Origin of the sequence: Kribbella albertanoniae, assembly GCF_004348455.1 — a bacterium.
Classification (GTDB): domain Bacteria; phylum Actinomycetota; class Actinomycetes; order Propionibacteriales; family Kribbellaceae; genus Kribbella; species Kribbella albertanoniae.
Map to the genome: position 1 here is coordinate 1 of NZ_SMKA01000086.1, position 17285 is coordinate 17285.

The 17285-nt window shown below is 68.7% G+C and carries 17 protein-coding genes; 4 read left to right on the forward strand and 13 right to left on the reverse strand.

Annotation, left to right across the window (positions count from 1 at the left end; genetic code table 11):
- Positions 1–328: 328 nt before the first annotated feature.
- Genes ftsY through E1261_RS19630 form a run of 5 tightly spaced genes read right to left on the reverse strand, consistent with a single transcriptional unit; the run spans position 329 to position 7254 of the window.
- The gene (gene ftsY / locus E1261_RS19610; protein WP_132408430.1) at positions 329–1510 is read right to left on the reverse strand and encodes a signal recognition particle-docking protein FtsY; all 1182 of its coding nucleotides are present in this window, start codon (positions 1508–1510) and stop codon (positions 329–331) included.
- 43 nt (positions 1511–1553) lie between these two features.
- Complete coding sequence (cydC, locus tag E1261_RS19615) at positions 1554–3173, reverse strand: thiol reductant ABC exporter subunit CydC (RefSeq protein ID WP_132408432.1); 1620 nt, start codon at positions 3171–3173, stop codon at positions 1554–1556.
- A 47-nt stretch (positions 3174–3220) separates the two neighbouring features.
- Entirely contained in the window at positions 3221–4846 is a 1626-nt protein-coding gene (cydD, locus tag E1261_RS19620; RefSeq protein ID WP_132408434.1) for a thiol reductant ABC exporter subunit CydD, read from the reverse strand.
- Positions 4843–5826, reverse strand: a complete 984-nt coding sequence (gene cydB, locus E1261_RS19625) for a cytochrome d ubiquinol oxidase subunit II (RefSeq protein ID WP_132408436.1) — start codon at positions 5824–5826, stop codon at positions 4843–4845. Before cydB ends, cydD begins: the two co-directional genes overlap by 4 nt.
- A gap of 12 nt (positions 5827–5838) precedes the next feature.
- Positions 5839–7254: a cytochrome ubiquinol oxidase subunit I gene (locus E1261_RS19630; protein ID WP_132408438.1), complete on the reverse strand. Its 1416-nt coding sequence runs from the start codon at positions 7252–7254 to the stop codon at positions 5839–5841.
- An 81-nt stretch (positions 7255–7335) separates the two neighbouring features.
- On the opposite strand from E1261_RS19630, the gene E1261_RS19635 reads away from it, so the two are divergent.
- The 3 genes from E1261_RS19635 to E1261_RS19645 are packed head-to-tail and all read left to right on the forward strand — an operon-like array spanning position 7336 to position 10368.
- Positions 7336–7722, forward strand: coding sequence for a BlaI/MecI/CopY family transcriptional regulator (locus E1261_RS19635; RefSeq protein WP_132408440.1), 387 nt, complete (start codon positions 7336–7338; stop codon positions 7720–7722).
- Positions 7719–8624, forward strand: a complete 906-nt coding sequence (locus tag E1261_RS19640; protein ID WP_132408442.1) for a M56 family metallopeptidase — start codon at positions 7719–7721, stop codon at positions 8622–8624. Before E1261_RS19635 ends, E1261_RS19640 begins: the two co-directional genes overlap by 4 nt.
- Before the next feature lie 49 nt (positions 8625–8673).
- Complete coding sequence (locus tag E1261_RS19645; protein ID WP_238176308.1) at positions 8674–10368, forward strand: aldehyde dehydrogenase family protein; 1695 nt, start codon at positions 8674–8676, stop codon at positions 10366–10368.
- On the opposite strand, the gene E1261_RS19650 is transcribed toward E1261_RS19645, so the two are convergent.
- The 8 genes from E1261_RS19650 to E1261_RS19685 all read right to left on the reverse strand — a co-directional run bounded on the left by E1261_RS19650 (position 10351) and on the right by E1261_RS19685 (position 16622).
- Positions 10351–10905, reverse strand: coding sequence for a dihydrofolate reductase family protein (locus tag E1261_RS19650; protein WP_132408446.1), 555 nt, complete (start codon positions 10903–10905; stop codon positions 10351–10353). The two genes, E1261_RS19645 and E1261_RS19650, sit on opposite strands and share 18 nt — an antisense overlap.
- Before the next feature lie 156 nt (positions 10906–11061).
- Complete coding sequence (locus E1261_RS19655; RefSeq protein ID WP_132408448.1) at positions 11062–12153, reverse strand: threonine aldolase family protein; 1092 nt, start codon at positions 12151–12153, stop codon at positions 11062–11064.
- A gap of 32 nt (positions 12154–12185) precedes the next feature.
- Positions 12186–12857 (reverse strand): anti-sigma factor family protein, encoded by a 672-nt coding sequence (locus tag E1261_RS19660; protein ID WP_132408450.1) that lies wholly within the window; start codon positions 12855–12857, stop codon positions 12186–12188.
- Positions 12854–13384 (reverse strand): sigma-70 family RNA polymerase sigma factor, encoded by a 531-nt coding sequence (locus E1261_RS19665; RefSeq protein WP_238176309.1) that lies wholly within the window; start codon positions 13382–13384, stop codon positions 12854–12856. Before E1261_RS19665 ends, E1261_RS19660 begins: the two co-directional genes overlap by 4 nt.
- A 37-nt stretch (positions 13385–13421) precedes the next feature.
- A complete protein-coding gene (locus tag E1261_RS19670) occupies positions 13422–13907 on the reverse strand; it encodes a COG4315 family predicted lipoprotein (RefSeq protein WP_202874853.1) in 486 nt (161 codons plus the stop codon).
- 83 nt (positions 13908–13990) lie between these two features.
- A complete protein-coding gene (locus E1261_RS19675) occupies positions 13991–14959 on the reverse strand; it encodes a zinc-dependent alcohol dehydrogenase family protein (protein WP_132408454.1) in 969 nt (322 codons plus the stop codon).
- On the reverse strand, positions 14956–15981 hold the full coding sequence (locus E1261_RS19680) for an alcohol dehydrogenase (protein ID WP_132408456.1): 1026 nt from the start codon (positions 15979–15981) through the stop codon (positions 14956–14958). Before E1261_RS19680 ends, E1261_RS19675 begins: the two co-directional genes overlap by 4 nt.
- A 74-nt stretch (positions 15982–16055) precedes the next feature.
- Positions 16056–16622 (reverse strand): TetR/AcrR family transcriptional regulator, encoded by a 567-nt coding sequence (locus E1261_RS19685; protein WP_132408458.1) that lies wholly within the window; start codon positions 16620–16622, stop codon positions 16056–16058.
- 153 nt (positions 16623–16775) lie between these two features.
- Here E1261_RS19685 and E1261_RS19690 point away from each other — a divergent pair, with 153 nt between their 5' ends.
- Positions 16776–17285, forward strand: a complete 510-nt coding sequence (locus tag E1261_RS19690) for an RICIN domain-containing protein (RefSeq protein ID WP_132408460.1) — start codon at positions 16776–16778, stop codon at positions 17283–17285.

Consider the following 17285-nt stretch of genomic DNA (forward strand, 5'->3'; position numbering starts at 1 on the left):
CCGCCGGCCCACGCCACCACTTGCGGCCGGAGACAGGTAGTTGGGGCCGGAGACCCCGCACCACAGGTCTCCGGCCACCGTTGCCTGTCTCGGCCCACCGGCTCGCGGACCGCGCCAACAGTCGTGGCCGGGGACAGGAAGTTAGGGGCTGGCACAGGTAATAACTTGTCTCAGCCCACCAGTTGTTGTTCAAGCCCACCAGAGGTGGCTGGAGCGGACGAAGGTGTGGCGGGAGACAGGGAGTCGGGGCCGGAGACCTGCAGCAACAGGTCTCCGGCAACCACAACGTGTCTCCTGCCACCACATGTGGCGCGGGCACCGACGTGGGTCAGTCGAGGAGGGCGTCGACGAATTGTTCTGGGTCGAAGGGGGCCAGGTCGTCGGCGCCTTCGCCAAGGCCGACGAGCTTGACCGGTACGCCGAGCTCGCGCTGCACGGCGATCACGATGCCACCCTTCGCCGTACCGTCCAGCTTGGTCAGCACCAGGCCGGTCACGTTGATGACGTCGGCGAAGACGCGGGCCTGGGTCAGCCCGTTCTGCCCGGTGGTGGCGTCGATCACGAGCAGCACCTCGTCGACCTCGGCCGACTTCTCGATCACCCGCTTCACCTTGCCGAGCTCGTCCATCAGGCCGGTCTTGGTGTGCAGCCGGCCGGCGGTGTCGACCAGGACGACATCCGCCTTCTCGGCGATGCCCTGCTTGACCGCGTCGAACGCGATGCTGGCCGGGTCGCCTCCCTCCGGACCGCGCACGGTCCGGGCGCCGACGCGCTCACCCCAGGTCTGCAGCTGGTCCGCGGCCGCGGCGCGGAACGTGTCCGCCGCGCCCAGGACGACATGCTTGTCCTCGGCGACCAGGACCCGAGCCAGGCGACCCACGGTCGTGGTCTTGCCGGTGCCGTTGACGCCGACGACCAGCACGACGGCCGGCTGGGTGTCCTTGCGAGTCACTGCGAGCGAACGGTCCATCGCCGGGTTCACCAGCGCGATCAGCTCCTCGCGGAGGATGTCGCGCGCCTGCGCGGGGCCGACGCCCTCGACCCGCATCCGGGTCCGGAGCTTCTCCACCAACTCCTGGGTGGGCGTCACGCCGACGTCGGCAGTGATGAGGGTGGTCTCGATGTCCTCCCACGCCTCTTCGTCGAGCTTGTCCCGCGAGAGCAACGCGAGCAGCCCCTTGCCGAGCGAACCCTGCGACCGGGCCAGACGAGCCCTCAGCCGGACCAGTCGGCCCTGCGCCGACTCGGGCTTGTCGAGCGCCGGCGGCTCCTCGGGCAGCTCGGTGTCCTCGAGCGTCCGGGTCGGGGTGTCCCGCGGTGTCTCGGCGTCGTCACCGACCTTCGGCTCCGCTGTCTCGAGCGGGGCCGGGCGGTCGGCCGGGGGTAGCGCAGAGCGGCGGCGCCGGGTCACGACGAGTCCGGTCGCGCCGCCCAGGACGACCACCGCGACGACGATGATCGCGATCAGGACCTGGTCAGTCAGCAAGGTGACAAGCTCTGGGGTCAACACGATTCCCCATCTTGGCAGACGCCCGGCCCGCCTCCCGCATCGATCATGTCAAGCGCACCGACTGTCGCAGTGCGTGAGCGGGTGCTAACTCGGGCCTGTGGGTCAGCAGCACGACGGTCCGTCTGCCGGCGGCTTCGAACAGATCCTCCAGTAGTGCTCGGCCGGTCTCCTCGTCGAGGTGCTCGGTGGGCTCGTCCAGCACCAGTACGTCGCGGTTCGCGAGGAGCAACCGGGCGAACGCCAGCCGCTGCCGCTCACCGCCGGACAGCCGGGCCCCGTGCTCCCCGACCATCGTGTCCAGCCCGTCCGGCAGCCCTTCGACGAACACCCCGAGGCGGGCGAGGTACAGGGCCCGCCACAGCCGCAGGTCGCTGGCGCCGGGATGTGCGAGCAGCAGGTTCTCCCGGATGGTCGTGTCGAACACATGGCTCTCCTGGGTCAGCAGCCCGACCACCGACCGCACCTGATCACCTTCGAGGCTAGCCAGGTCCACACCGTCCAGGAGCACCTCGCCACCGCGCGGCTCCAGGAATCGGAGCAGCACTGCCGCCAGCGTGCTCTTCCCCGATCCGCTGGCCCCGGTGATCACCACCCGGCTCCCGGCCGGCATGTCCAGACTGAGCCCGTCCAGTACGTCGTCGTCGCCGTACCCGACGCGGAGGTGCTTCACCTCCAGGTCACGCCCGCGCGGCAGCGCCACGGCCGAGGCCGGTTCGCGCACCGGCTCGGGCGCGTCAACCAGCTCCTGCACCCGGCCGAGGGCCGCGCGCACCCGAATGGCGAGCTGGGCCGCTGCCGGGATCCCGCCGAGGACATCGGCCAGGGCGAGCGGAGTGAGGACGAGCACGGCGAACACCGCGCCGGTGATGTTCGCCGTGCTGCCCAGCACCAGACCGGCGATGCTCGCGCCGCCCACACACAGCACGAGGAGCGCACCGCCGAGCCCGGCACTCCAGGCCGAACGGCGCTCGGCCGCTGCAAGCCTGGCGTCACTCGCGCTGAAGGACGCGAGCACGTCGTCGACCGCGTTGAAGGCCACGATGTCGCCCGCGGTCAGCAGTGTCTCGGTGGCCGCAGCGGCCACGTCGCCCCGCTCACCCGCCAGCCTCCGCTCTGCACGCGCGGCCGTCTGCGCGGTCAGCCACGGAACGACAGTGCACGCGATCAGCACAGCCACTGCGACCGCAGCACCGGCAGTTGGCAGCAGCAGTGCCAGCAGAGCCACGGTCGCCGCAGCTGTCACCATCGCAACGGCCACCGGCAGGAGCACCCGCAACCACAGGTCGAGCACCGCATCCACATCGAGCACCAGCCGCGCCAACAGATCGCCTTGCCGGCGGCCGCTCAACCCAGCAGGGGCGATCCGCTCCAGCCGGCCGGTGATCCGGGCCCTCGTCTCCCCCAACACCCGGTACGCCGCGTCGTGGCCAGCCAGGCGTTCGACGTACCGGAAGACTCCGCGGCCGACGCCGAACGCGCGGACTGCCACGATCGGCACCAGCAGGATCAGCACCGGCGGCTGGGCCGCGGCGGTCGTGATCAACCAGGCCGAGGTTGCCAGCAATGCCACTGCGGATCCGGACGCGGCCACTCCCGCGACCAAGGCGAGCACCATCCGCCACCACACGCGGCGCTCCGGCCGCACCAACGCCCAGGCCCTCATCCCAACCCCACCTCTCGGCTCCCTGGTATCCCGCACCAGCGCCGCACTCATGCCGGCACCAGCTCTCGGTTGCCCACGACAACGTTTCTGTCCGCGGCTGCGATCAGTGCAGGCCGGTGCGCCACCATCAGCACTGTCCGCCCGGTTGCCCGCAGCCCGGCGACGACCGTCGCCTCGGCCTCAGCGTCCAGCCCGGCCGTCGGCTCATCGAGCAACAGCACCGGCGCCTCCGTGATCAGTGCACGTGCCAGGGCCACCCGTCGCTGCTGACCACCCGAGAGCAGTTGGCCGCGCTCCCCCACCGCCTTGTCCAGCTCCACCTCACCAGCACCCGCCGCCAGCAACGCCAACCGCACGTCATCGTCGGACGCCGCCGGCCGGCCCAGCCGGACGTTGTCGGCGACCGTCCCCATCCGCAGCCCCGGCCGCTGCGGCACCCAGGCGAACTGCCGCCGCCACACCTTCGGATCGAACTCGTCCGCCGCACTCCCACCGACCACAACCACACCCCGCTCCGGCACGACGAATCCGAGCAACACCGCAAGCACCGTCGACTTCCCAGCCCCGCTGGCTCCGCTGAGCGCGACCACCTCCCCCGGCCGAACCTCCAGGTCGAAGCCATCGAGCGCCGGCTCCGACCGCCCCGGATACCGCACGGTCACGTCGAACAGCTGCAGAGTGTTCGACCGCAGATCCGGTACGTCGGTCCGCTCGCCCCGCTCCGGCAGTGGCGTCTCCAGCACCCGGAACACCTCCTCACCAGCCGCAACCCCATCCGCACTGGCGTGGAAGTGCATGCCGACCTGGCGCAACGGCAGGTAGGCCTCCGGCGCGAGGATCAGCACCATCAGCGCGGTCTGCAGTCCGAGGTGTCCCTCGATCAGCCGGAGCCCGACCCCGACTGCCACCAGCGCCACCGAGATGCTGGCCAACAGTTCCAGGGCGAACGACGACAGGAACGCGACGCGCAGACTGCTCATCGACGCAACCCGGTGCCTGTCGGTGACCCGCCGCACCGCATCCTCCTGGGCCTTGGCACGACCGAACAGCTTGAGCGTCGGCAGACCGGTCACGACATCGGTGAAGTGGTGCGCCAGCACATCCAGCGCCTGTTGCCGCCGTCGGCTGTGTGCCTGGGTCGCCCAGCCGATCAGCGCCATGAAGATCGGGATCAGCGGCAGCGTGAGCACGACCGTCCCGGCCGCGATCAGGTCGCCGGTCGCCATCCACCCGACCACTCCGGCCGGAACTGTTGCCGCGAGCACCAACTGTGGCAGGTAGCGCGCGAAGTACGGATCGAGGTCGTCGAGTCCCTTGGTCAGCAGCGTGGTCAACGCACTGCTGCGCTCACCACTCAGCCACACCGGACCGAGCTTCAGTGCGTGCTCCAGCACCTGACGACGCAGTGTGGACTTCACCGCAGCCGCAGCACGCTGCGCCACCACCTCCTGCACCCACATCAGCGCGGCCCGCCCAGCCACCACCGCAGCCAGCGCCCAGGCAACCCCTGTCACGTCCTCACCGTGCAGGACCGCGCCCGCAATACCCTTCGCCAGCAGGACAGCCTGGACGATGATCAGCACGCCACTGGCGATGCCGATCAGCACTGAGGCTGCCAGGAACGCCCGGGCCGCCTTGGCCCGGCGCAGTAGCCGTGGATCGAGAGGCTTCATGCCACCACGACCCGCTTGCGGAAGACCCAGTAGGTCCAGCCCTGGTAAAGCAGGACCAGTGGCGTGAAGATCGCCGCGATGATCGTCAGGATCTTCAACGTGTACGCCGTCGACGCCGCCTCGACCGCGGTTAGGGTCGACTGGGGATCCAGGGTGGACGGGATCACCACCGGGAACAGTGCGGCGAACAGCGACACCACGGCCAGGCCGGTGGCGACCGCCGTACCGGTGAAGGCCCAGCCTTCGCGGCGGAACCGGTTGGCGACCAGGCCGCCGACGAAGGCCAGCGCTGCGGCAGCGGCCACGATCGCCGAGCCGGCATCACCGCGCAGTGCCTGGGCCCACCAGAGGAACGCGACCGCCAGCACTGCCGTGACAACGCCGAGCCGGGCAGCGAGCCGGTTCGCCCGCTCGCGCAGCACACCGTCGGTCCGCAGTGCCAGGAAGATCGCGCCATGGGTGACGAACACCGCCACGAAGGTCACGCCGCCGAGCAGGGCGAACGGGCCGAAGAGGTCGCCCAGACTGCCGACGAACTCGTGGGAGTTGTCCAGTGGTACGCCGCGGACCAGGTTGGCGAACGTGATCCCCCAGAGAAACGCGGGCACCACCGAGCCGATCGTGATCAGCGTGTCCATCCGGCCACGCCACTCCAGGTCGGTGCGCTTCCCGCGATACTCCAGTGCGACACCGCGCAGGATCAGCGCGACCAGGATCGCGAACAGCGGGAGATAGAACCCGCTGAACAGCGTCGCGTACCACTCCGGGAAGGCCGCGAAGGTGGCCGCGCCGGCCATCACCAGCCACACCTCGTTCCCATCCCAGACCGGGCCGATCGTGGTGATCGCCGCCCGCCGCTCGGGCTCGTCGCGGCCGATCACCCGCAGCAGCGCCCCGACCCCGAAGTCGAAACCCTCCAGCACGAAGTACCCCGTCCACAGCCCGGCGATCGCGAGGAACCAGACAGTCGTGAGCTCCATCAGTCAGCCCCTTCAGTACGCGAACGAGAGTGGTTTGGCGGCTTCGGGATCGTCGTCCGGAGCGGACCCTGGTGCCGGGGAGTCCGTCCCGGCCAGGCCGGCCCGGATGGTGCGGAGCATCAGCTTCACCTCGACCACCGCGAGCACGCCGTACAGGACGGTGAAGCCGGCCAGTGACGTGATCACCTCGGCGGCCGTCGTACCCGGTGAGACTCCCGATGCGGTGGGCAGCAGCCCGAACACCAGCCAGGGTTGCCGTCCGGTCTCGGTGAAGATCCAGCCGAAGCAGTTCGCCACGAGCGGCATCAGGGGTAGCGGTGCGACCGCCCAGATCAGCCACCTGGCCGGCGCCCGCCCCTTTCTTGTGGCCCAGAGCAACCACAGCGCGATCGCCCCGGTCGCCATCCCGACACCGATCATCAACCGGAACGTCCAGTAGGCGAGCGGGATGTTGGGACTGTAGGACCCCGGGCCGTACAGCTTCTCGTAGGCCTCCTGCAGCGAGTTGATGCCCTTCACCTCGCCGTCGAAGTGACCGGTGCCGAGGAAAGACAGCAGATACGGCACCTTGACCGAGAAGATCTCCTTCGAACCGTCCAGCGTGCCGATGGTGAACACCGAGAACGACGCCGGCTTCTCGGTCTCGTAGAGCGCCTCGGCGGCCGCCATCTTCATCGGCTGCACCTCGGTCATCACCTTGCCCTGCTGGTCACCGCTGATCGCGACACCGGCACTGGCCGCGAGCACGATCACCGCGCCGATCTTCAGCGCGGTCCGGAAGACGTCGCGGTCCACGTCGGGCCGCCGGAGCAGATGCCACAACGCGACCGCCGCGACGAAGGCGCCGCCGACCATGAAGGCGGCGAAGATCGTGTGCGGGTAGGTGACGAGCACGACCTTGTTGGTCAGCACTGCCCACAGGTCGGTCAGCTCGGCCCGGCCGCGCTCGGCGTTGTAGCGGAAACCGACCGGGTTCTGCATCCAGGAGTTGGCGGCCAGGATGAAGTACGCCGAGAGTTGGGTGCCCAGCACGACCATCCAGATGCAGCCGAGATGCACCAGCTTCGGCAGGCGATCCCAGCCGAACATCCACAACCCGATGAAGGTCGACTCGACGAAGAACGCGAGCAGCCCCTCCAGCGCCAGCGGCGCGCCGAACACGTCACCGACGAAGCGTGAGTAGTCGCTCCAGTTCATCCCGAACTGGAACTCCTGGACGAGGCCGGTGACCACGCCCATCGCGATGTTGATCAGGAACAGCTTCCCGTAGAACTTGGTCAGCCGCAGGTACTTCTCCTTACCGGTCCGGTACCACGCGGTCTGCAGGCCGGCGGTGATCGCGACCAGCGAGATCGTCACCGGGACGAAGAAGAAGTGGTACACCGTGGTGACGGCGAACTGCCACCGGGCCAGATCCAGCGTGTCCACGCGACCCTCCAGAACACATCTACGACGTTGCGTAGTAGACGATAGCGCAGATCTACTACAACGCGTAGTTATACTGGTCACGTGACCAGTGAGGACAAGGCCCCGCGACCGCTCGGAGATCTCGAGCGCGTCGTCATGGAGCAGTTGTGGGCGGCGCCCGACGCGCTCACCGTGCGCGCGGTCTACGAGCAGGTCTCCACCACCCGCGACCTCGCCTACACGACCGTGATGACGGTGCTGGACCGGTTGGCGAAGAAGAAGCTGACCGAGCGCGAGCGCGACGGCAAAGCCTGGCGGTATCGAGCGGCCGCACCCCGCGAGGAGATGGCGGCCGACCTGATGCGGGACGCACTCGACCGCGCCGGTGACCGCCGCGAGGCCCTGGTCCGGTTCGTCGATCAGGTGAGTGACGAAGAGGCCGCGTTGCTCCGAGAGGCGCTGGCCCGGTTGGAGGAGCGGGAGGGGTGATCACCCCGGTCCTCCTCGCCGTGCTGGCCCTGGCGCTCGCGGGGCCGGTGCCGGCCCTGCTGGCACGTTCCGACTGGCCCTACCGAGTCCCCCGCGCCGCGGTCGCGCTGTGGCAGGCGATCGCGCTGGCCGCCGTACTGGCTGCCCTTGGTGCTGGCATTGCGCTCTCCTACTCAACAGCCGGTCAGCCGGGCGAGCCACGCTTCGACCCGTCCTCGCCTCGCGACCTCCTGGCCGCCGCGATCCTCGCCATGACCGCACTGGTTGTCCTGCGTCTGCTGTGGGCGACCGGGAAGGTGGCCGTCGGCACTCGGGCCCGCCGAAAACGGCACCGCGACCTGGTCGACGTGCTGGCCACTCCGGATGGTCTGATCCCCGGACTGCGCGTTCTGGCCGAGGAGACTCCACTCGCTTACTGCCTGCCTGCGTTGCGCGGTCACCGCGTCGTGGTGTCCGTCGGCGCGCTCGACCGGCTCGACGACACAGAACTGAAGGCAGTGCTCGCCCACGAGCAAGCACACCTGAGGGCACGGCATGACCTAGTCCTGGAGGCCTTCACCGCACTCCATGCGGCCTTCCCACGCTGGGTCCGTAGCGAGGTCGCGCTCGAACAGGCCCGCACCCTCGTTGAGCTACTCGCAGACGACGACGCCCGCCGCCGCAGCGGTCCACGCCCACTGGCCCGAGCCCTCGTCGCCCTGGCCGGCTCCCCCGCCCCCGAGGCCGGCCTGGCCGCCGCCAAGTCGTCCACCGTGCTCCGGGTCCAACGGCTCGCCGACCCGGAGCCCGGCAACACAGCCCTCGCTGCGGGTACCTATACCGCCGCCGCTCTGCTCCTCGTCCTCCCGACCTTCACCGTCGCAGCCCCGATCGTGAAGGCCATCGTCAACGCCGTCAGCTGAGGAACTACTATTCAGTAATGGCCGGACGGGCCGGACAGGGAGCCCCATCGTGGACAACACTGCACTCGACCAGGCCATCAACGACCTCACCGGCGCCAAGGACCGATGGGCCGAGCTGACCATCGCCGGCCGGCTCAGCTACCTCGATCGGATCCGGACCCTCCTCGCGGAGCGGGCGGACAGCTGGGTCGCCCTCGGGGCACAAGCCAAAGGCCTGCGCGAGGGCTCGCCGTTGCTCGGCGAGGAATGGCTGGCAGGACCGTACGGCGTACTGACCTGGATGACTGCGATCTCGGAGACGCTCCAGGCGCTCGACGCCGGCACGGACCCGCTGAAGGGGTCCGTCGTGAGCGAGCGCCCCGACGGTCAGACCGTGGTGCGCGTCGCGCCGCACGACTTCAACGAGTGGCTGCTCCTCAACGGCTTCAGCACCGAGGTGTGGATGCAGCCCGGCGTCACCTCCGCGAATGTCCGCGACAACCTCGGTTCCGCCTATCGCACCCCGCGGGCCGGCAAGGTCGCGCTGGTGCTCGGCGCCGGGAACGTGTCCTCGATCGCGCCCCTCGACGTGCTCTACAAGCTGTACGCCGACAACGAAGTCGTGATCTGCAAGCTGAACCCGGTCAACGACTACCTCGGCCCGCTGTTCGAGGAGATCTTCGCCCCGCTGGTCGAGGACGGCTTCCTCCGCTTCGTGTACGGCGGCGCCGAGGTCGGCGAGTACCTCTGCACGCACCCCGGTGTCGACAGCATCCACGTGACCGGCAGCGAGCGCACCCACGACGCAATCGTGTACGGCGTCGGCCCCGAGGCCGCTGCCCGTCGGGAGCGCGACGAACGCGTCAACCCGAAGCCGGTCACCTCGGAGCTCGGCGGCGTCGGCCCGACGATCATCGTGCCGGGTCCCTGGTCGAAGGCCGACATCGCCTTCCAGGCCGAGCACATCGCCACCCAGAAGCTGCAGAACAGCGGCTTCAACTGCATCGCCGCGCAGGTGCTGGTGCTGCCCGACGGCTGGGAGCACACCGACGCCCTGATCGCCGCCGTACGCGACACTCTCGCGCGCGCCGAGCAGCGGCCGGCCTACTATCCCGGGGCCGAGGATCGGCGGCAGGGCGTGAACGACGCCTACCCGCAGGCGGAGACGCTCGCCGGCAACCGCACGCTGGTGACCGGGATCGACGCCGGGGACCCGAAGGCCTACGCGTTCACGACCGAGTTCTTCGCCCCGGTGCTGGCCACCACCTCGCTGCCCGCCGGGTCAGCCGCGGACTTCCTGGACTCGGCGGTGACGTTCGCGAACGAGCAGCTGCACGGCACGCTCGGCGCCAACATCCTGATCCACCCGCGGACGGCCCGCGAGCTCGGTCCGAAGCTCGACACGGCAGTGGCCGCGCTGCGCTACGGCACGGTCGGGATCAACGCGTGGACCGCGGTCGGCTACCTCAGTCCGCGCGCGACCTGGGGCGCATTCCCCGGTCACACGCCGAACGACGTACAGAGTGGGATCGGTGTGGTGCACAACGCGTTGCTCTTCGACCGGCCGCAGAAGACCGTCGTCCGGGCGCCGTTCACGCCGTTCCCCCGCTCGATCAGCGCGGGCGAGACGGCAATGTCACCGCGGCCGCCGTGGTTCGTCACCAACAAGACCTCGCTGGGCACGGCTCGGCGGCTCACGCGGTTCGCCGTGGACGGGAAGCTGCGGCACCTGCCCGGCATCCTGCTCTCAGCGATGCGCGGCTGAGCCAGTCGGCCGGAATCGCTGCAGAACCCCGGTCTCGCCCCACGGGCGTGCCTCGATCAGCTCAAGCCCCAACTGCTGACTGGAGAACACTGGTCTGCCCACGCCGAGCAGGACCGGGCAGACGCGCAGCTCGATCTCGTCGACGAGTCCGGCGGCCAGCAGCGAGTGGAACAGCGAGATGCTCCCCCACAGGATGATGTCCTTGCCGTCCTCGGCCTTCAGCGCGCGGACAGCGTCCAGGTCGCGAACCACCGTCGCCGGCTCGTGCGACCCCCACGGAGTGTCCTCGAGGGTCGTCGAAACGACCACCTTGCGCAGCGCGTTCAGCAACGGCGCGATCGGATGCTCCAGCGTCGGCCAGACGCCGGCGAACAACCGATAGGTCTCGGCACCGAGCAGCATGGTGTCGATCCGCTCGAAGGTCGCCCGGTCCTCAGCCTCGTGCTCGCCGATCGTGCCGAAGAACGAAGCCTCGCCGTCGGCATCAGCGGCGTACCCGTCGACAGTGACGTACTCCTGAAAGATGAGCTGTCTCATCACCGCAGGCTAGCCGAAGTGTTTGCCTTCACCGCGGGCAACAGCGAGCAGGACCAGCCCGGCCAGCACGAGCAGAACAACCATCGTTACAACGAACGTCAGCACTTCTCTCCCCGATTTCCCCACAAGACCCCAGCATCTATCGGGTGGACGAGCTCAGCCGCGCAAAAGTTCCCCGTAGGCCTTGGTGATCTCGGCCACTGGCCATTGCAGGGTGTGCGGAGTGATCACCAACTCGAGCCACGACCAGCCCGGTACGGCGGCCGGTTGCCAGCCACCGCAGATCGACTCGCGGGTCCGCTCCATCCGGTTGACCGCGGCAAGGTCCATCGCCTCCGCGTCGCGTGGTGCGTATACCTGGAACGAGTTCGTGTGCGGAGGATCGGGGACCACGCGATAGCCCTCACCCTGCAGTGCCATCGCCACCTCGACCGCGCGCTCATACAGCTCGCCCATCAGCGGGAGCGAGGTGCGCAGACCTTCGCGCGCGGCAACGGCGTACGGGAGCATTGTGTAGAGGTTGCCGCCGAGGCGCCGCTGCCAGCGTCGTGCCTCAGCGATCAGGTCCTCGGGCCCGGCCAGGACTGCACCGGCCAAGCCGCCGAGTCCCTTGTAGAAGGACACGTACACCGAGGTCGCCAGTGCGGAGATCTCCGCCAGGCTGTGTCCCAGGTACGGCGTGCTCTCCCAGAGCCGCGCGCCGTCCAGATGCAGCGGCACGCCGCGATCTGCGCATGCGGCCGCGAACACCACCAGCTCGTCCCAGGTCGGCAGCAGGAATCCCGGGTCGCGCAGCGGCAGCTCCAGCGTCACTGCGGCGAGCTTGCCGGGAATCGCGGCCAGCTCGTCCGGCCGCGGCTGCCGTGGGTCGGAGGTGAGCCGCTCGATCCGGAGCTGGTGCACCTCCTCCAGTGCATTCAGCTCGTGGACCAGTAGGTGCGACTGCCCGTGGACTGCGACCCGCTTGCTCCCCGAACGATCGGCGTACACGCGCAGGACGCTCTGCTGCGCCATGATGCCGGACGGCATGAACACCGCGGCCGGCTTGCCGAGCAGCTCGGCGACCTCCTGCTCCACGGCCTCGATGTCACCACCGTGGCCGTAGCTGTCGTACTTCTCTTCAGTGGCAGCCTCGGCCAGCCGCCGCAACCGCTCCGGCGCTGGCACCCACACCTGTGACAGCCAGCGGTCACAGTTCTCGCTGGCGGACTTACGACGGGCTCTGAGGTCGTCTGCGGAGGTAGCCACGAGTCCATCCTCTCGTGCGCCGCAAGAAGGTTTCAGACCGTCGTGGTGACCACGTGCTTGCCCTGCACAGTCTTGATCTCCACCGACTTCACCTGGTCCGGCGGCACCAGTACGCCGCCACCGAAGCGGCTGCCGTCGTGCGCAGCCTTGTCCGAGATCAGCCAGCTGCCAGCAGTCCACGTCTTCCCGGCCTTGTCGGTCACCAGCATCACGCACTCGTCACCAGGCTTCAGACCGGTGATCTGGACCTTGATCCAAGCCCAGCCCTCCCGGGGCTCCACCGTGGTCGTCATCGTCGCACCGGTCGTCGCATCCGCCGCAGTGACCACCTTCGAGCCCGGAACGGGCGCATCGGCCTGCTCGACGGTCTGACGACCGATCAGTACGCCGCCACCCAGCACACCGGCCACCACGACCACTGCGGCCGCAGCCAGGAGCCATGGCTTCCACCTGCTCTTGCGGGCAGGAGTCTCGCGCACCTCGCGGAGCGTGCGCTGCAGGAGCAGGTCACCGTCATCGGGCGGCCCGTCCAGGAACGCCTCCGGCGGCACCTCGCCGAGGAACTCCTTCATCTCCTCGAGCTCAGCCAGCTCGGCCCGGCACTCGGCACAGGTGGCCAGGTGCTCGTCCACCTCACGGCTCTCGACGGGATCCAGTGCACCCAACGCGTAAGCGCCCAGTTGCGAGTAGTCGTGCTCACTCATCGGGCCACCTCCCCGTTGTGTCCGGCCAGCACCGCGCGCACAGCTCGGAGGGCGTAGTACGTTCTCGATTTCACGGTACCCGGCGGCACCCCGAGCTCTTTGGCCGCCTCGGCTACTGAGCGGCCCCGGTAGTACAGCTCGACCAGCACCTCGCGGTGCTCGGGTGACACCTGATCCAGGGCACCCAGCACCACCATGGTGTTCACCACTGCCTCGGAGTGATCCCGCTCGACCGGAGGCCGGTCAACCACGTCCGCCACCTCGACAGGTCGCGCTGCTCGCGCTCTGGCCCGGTCTGTGACGAGATTGCGCGCCACCGTCAGCAGCCAGCCGCGCACCGAGCCTTTGGACTGATCCAGGTCGTCTGCATGCTTCCACGCCCGGACCAGCGTCTCCTGTACGACGTCCTCCGCCGCGGCCCGGTCGCCGGTCAGCCGGGTCGCATACGCGAGCACGCTGCGACCGTGCTCGGCGTACAGGGCGCGGACGAACGTCTCGGCCGCGTCCGGACCCTGGTTGGCACTCACCGTCGGAACGATAGCGGGTGCCCAGCCGAGGAAGTACTCAGTAGCCGGAGTTGCCATCATTCGACGGCTGTGCGGTGATTTTCTTGCCGTCCGGGCCGACCACCCACCAGACGCCGCCGACAGCCTGTCCCTTGGTCTCACCGGCCTTGGAGTCACCGGCGAACAGGTAGACCGGCAGTCCCCCGACCGCCAGCTGCTTGCTGCCGTCGGACCGGGTGATCGTCGAGACCTCCACACCCTCGAGCGTCGGAGTGGTGTCACCGGCCGCCACCGCCGGCCACTTGGCCAGACAGTCCCCCTCACAGTTGGACTTGCCGGCCGTGTCCTTGTCGAACACGTACACGGTCCGTCCGTTGCCATCGACAAGGATCTTGCCGAGCCCACTGTCCGCAGTCTTCAACTGAGCTGCGGACTGCGACGTACTGGTGCTCGGGTTGCTCCCCGCGCTCGTGTCGTCACCACAAGCGGTCAGCGCACCCAGCCCCAGCACGATCGCTCCCACCACACCGGCTACACGCATCATCAGGTCCTCCTCGGAATGTCCGTTGAACACCTGCCATACGTGGCGATCCAGCCAGCGGTTCAATCACGTGATGAGCCAAGACATCACGGCCTGAGCAGTACCTTGCCGGAGCGGTCCGGCTGCCGGGAGTGCTGCACTGCCTTGGCGAACTCCGCCACGGGGTAGGTCGCCGCGACCCGCGCCCGCAGTACGCCGTCAACGGTCAGCTGGGCCAGTTCGCCGTACGTCTCCTCGATCTCACTGCGCGGCGCCTGCTCAAGCCAGTTGGGGATCCAGAGGCCGCGCAGCTGTAGCTGCTGGTAGATGTGATCACCCAGGCCGACGGCCGGGGCCAAACCGGTCACTGACGAGTAGCTGACCACAGTGCCGCCAAAGGCAGCCCACTGCGCCAGTGCGCCGACTGTCGAGTCCCCTGCGCCGTCCAGCACCAGCTCGAACCGGTCCGTCCCCAGTGCGGATCGGATGCGCCCACTGAGGTCGTCACCGTCCACCAGGACCACATCGGACTCCAGTCCCTCCGCGGCTTCAGGTCGCCGTACGACGCTGAGTATCTTGAGGCCTGCGTGCTTCGCCAGCGCGGTCACGTACTGCCCGACCGCGGAGTTGCCCAGGTTCTGGCCGATCCAGTCACCCGGCTTCAGATCGACGAACTTGGTCAGGGCGAGGTGGGCGGTCAACGGGTTGGTGCCGACCATTGCCAGCTGCAACGGATCGCCACCGTCCGGGATCGGTACGACGTTCGCCGCCTTCACCACGACCTGGTCGGCCCAGGTGCCCTGCTCGTAGTTCGGCAGGATCAGGACCCGGCGTCCGTGCAGCGCGGGATCGACAGCCTCGCCCACCTGGGTCACCCAGCCGATGCCTTCGGTCCCGAGATCGAACGGCACCTGCACCTGGTAGCCATAGTTGCCGGAGGCAAGCATCGAGTCGACCGGGTTGATCGTGGCCGCCTCGATCGCGACCAGCACCTCGCCGGGCCCGGCCGGGCCGGCGGCGGCTTCGAGGACGGAGTTGTCGAGCAGCTCGCCGAGTGCCTTCAGTACAACCTTCATCGTGCTGCTCCTGTCGTGAGAACCATCCGGAACCGGGCCGCGCCGGACATCATCCGGGCGTAGGCCGCCGCGGCCTGCTCGAGCGGGACCCGCTCGACCATCGGCCGCACGTCGTGCGCGAGGGCGAACGCGAGGTTCTCCTCGTTCTCGCTCGGGGTGCCGGTGAGCGACCCCTCGATCGAACGGCCGCCGAAGATCAGCGCGCCGGTCGTGACCTCGATCGGGTCGGCGGCCGCACCGACAACGATCAACTTGCCGCGCAGACCGAGCCCCTCGACCAGCGGTGACATCGACGCGCCACTGGCCGCGGTCGCGATGATCACCTGGGCACCACCAAGCTCCTGCAGCGCCTTGCCCGGGTCGACGGCCGAGCTGTCGATGTAGTCGGTCGCGCCGAGCTTGAGCGCCAGTTCGCGCTTGTCCACACCGCGGGCGATCGCCACCACGTGCAGGCCGAGCTTGGCGGCGTACTGGATCGCGAGGTGCCCAAGCCCGCCGATGCCCTGGACGGCGACCAGCCCACCCGGGCCGGCCGCACCCTTGCGCAGGCCGTTGAACACCGTGATGCCCGCGCACAGCAGCGGCGCTGCTTCCGCCGCATCCCACTCATCCGGTACGGCGACCAGTCCGCTCGCCGGTGCGGTGAGGTACTCGGCGTATCCGCCGTCGATGGTGTCGCCGGTGACGGGCTGATTGGTGCAGAACACGAAATCACCGGCGCGGCAGTTCGCGCAGACACCGCAGTGCCCGCCCAGGAAGCCGACGCCGACGCGCTGTCCGACGGTCCAGGTCTCGACCCCGGCACCGACCGCGTCGATCCACCCGACCACCTCGTGGCCCGGGACGATCGGCGTACCGGCTGGGCGGCTGCTGCTCAGGTTGTGCACGCCCAGGACGTCGCTGTGACAGACACCGCAGGCCTCGACCCGGATCCGGACCTGGCCGGCGCCGGGTGCGGACAGTTCGCGCTCGACCTGCGTGAAGGCGCCGTCGAGCGCCTCGATCGCGCGATAGGTAGTCATGGTTCTCCTCTAAGACGGTCGGTCATCTTGGATTGGTCAAAAGAAAGCCGCCCTCGTCCGAGGACGGCTGAAAGTCAGGCCAGCAACGCGTCGAACGTGACCGCGAAGAAGATCTCGAAGGCCTCGGCGGACTTGTCCGCCCGCGCCCGGAGCAACGTGCCCTCCCAGGCGCTGGTCAGGTAATAGGCAGCCTGCTGCGGATCGAGCGACGCCCGAATCGTCCCCTCGGACTGACCCTGCGCAACCGCCGCGGCCAACTGGTCGGCCCAGTACTCCCAGCCGCCCTTCACCCGCTTGCGCAACGGCTCACTGTGGTCGACGACCTCAGCCCCGAAGTTCCCGTACATGCACCCCTTGGTGAACTCCGGCAACTCGTCCCGCAGGAACTCGAAATGCCGGCGCATCCGCTCCACCGGAGGCACCGACCGATCCGCCAGATCCCCCATCCGCCGCGTCTCGCCGTACCGCTCCAACGCCACCTCGGCCAGTGCTTCCTTGCTCTCGAAGTGGTTGTAGAACGACCCCTTCGGCACCCCCGCCCGGTCAGTGATGTCCTTCACCGCCGCCGCATTGAACCCCCGCTCCAGGAACAACTGCACCCCGGACTCAAGGATCTCCTCCCGCATACTCCGCCTGGCCATGCCCCCAATATGACCGGTCGTCTCAAAGATTGCAAGACCAGCTTCGCCCACCGAGACACGGCGCGCCAGGCCCTTTCGAGTACGCCTGAATGTGTTGTGCGGGAGCGATGAGGCGTGCCTGAATGTCCGCCAACAGCTATCGAAAGGGAGCAGATGCCTGTACGCAGAACGGTCCGCCGGTTGATCAAGCTGGCGGTGGTCGCGGCGATGGCCGCAGTGACCGGGGTGCTGCCAGCCGCCGCGGACGACGACTTCGCGTTCCTCTACATGAACCAAGGCAGCGGCAACGGCTGCCTCGACCTAGGCAGCTACGCCAACGGCTCGCCGGTCTTCTTGGCTCGTTGCAACGGGACTGTGCTGAGCCAGAAATGGACTCTGCTGGACAACGGCCTGCTCCGGAACAAGGGAGCCGGCAACGGATGTCTGGACCTGACCTCGTATCAGAACGGTGGGCAGGCGGTGCTGACTACCTGCGATGGGCGTCTCAGTCAGCAGTGGGTCGAGGAGCAGCTCCCGAATGGCCCGATCGTGCTGCTGCGCAGCGTCGGCAGCGGCGATGGCTGCCTCCAGTTCGCCTCGTACGCCGACCGTACGCCGGCCACGTTGACCCGCTGCGCCGAAGACGACCCGCACCAGATTTGGGAAGTGATGTGGTTGGGCTAG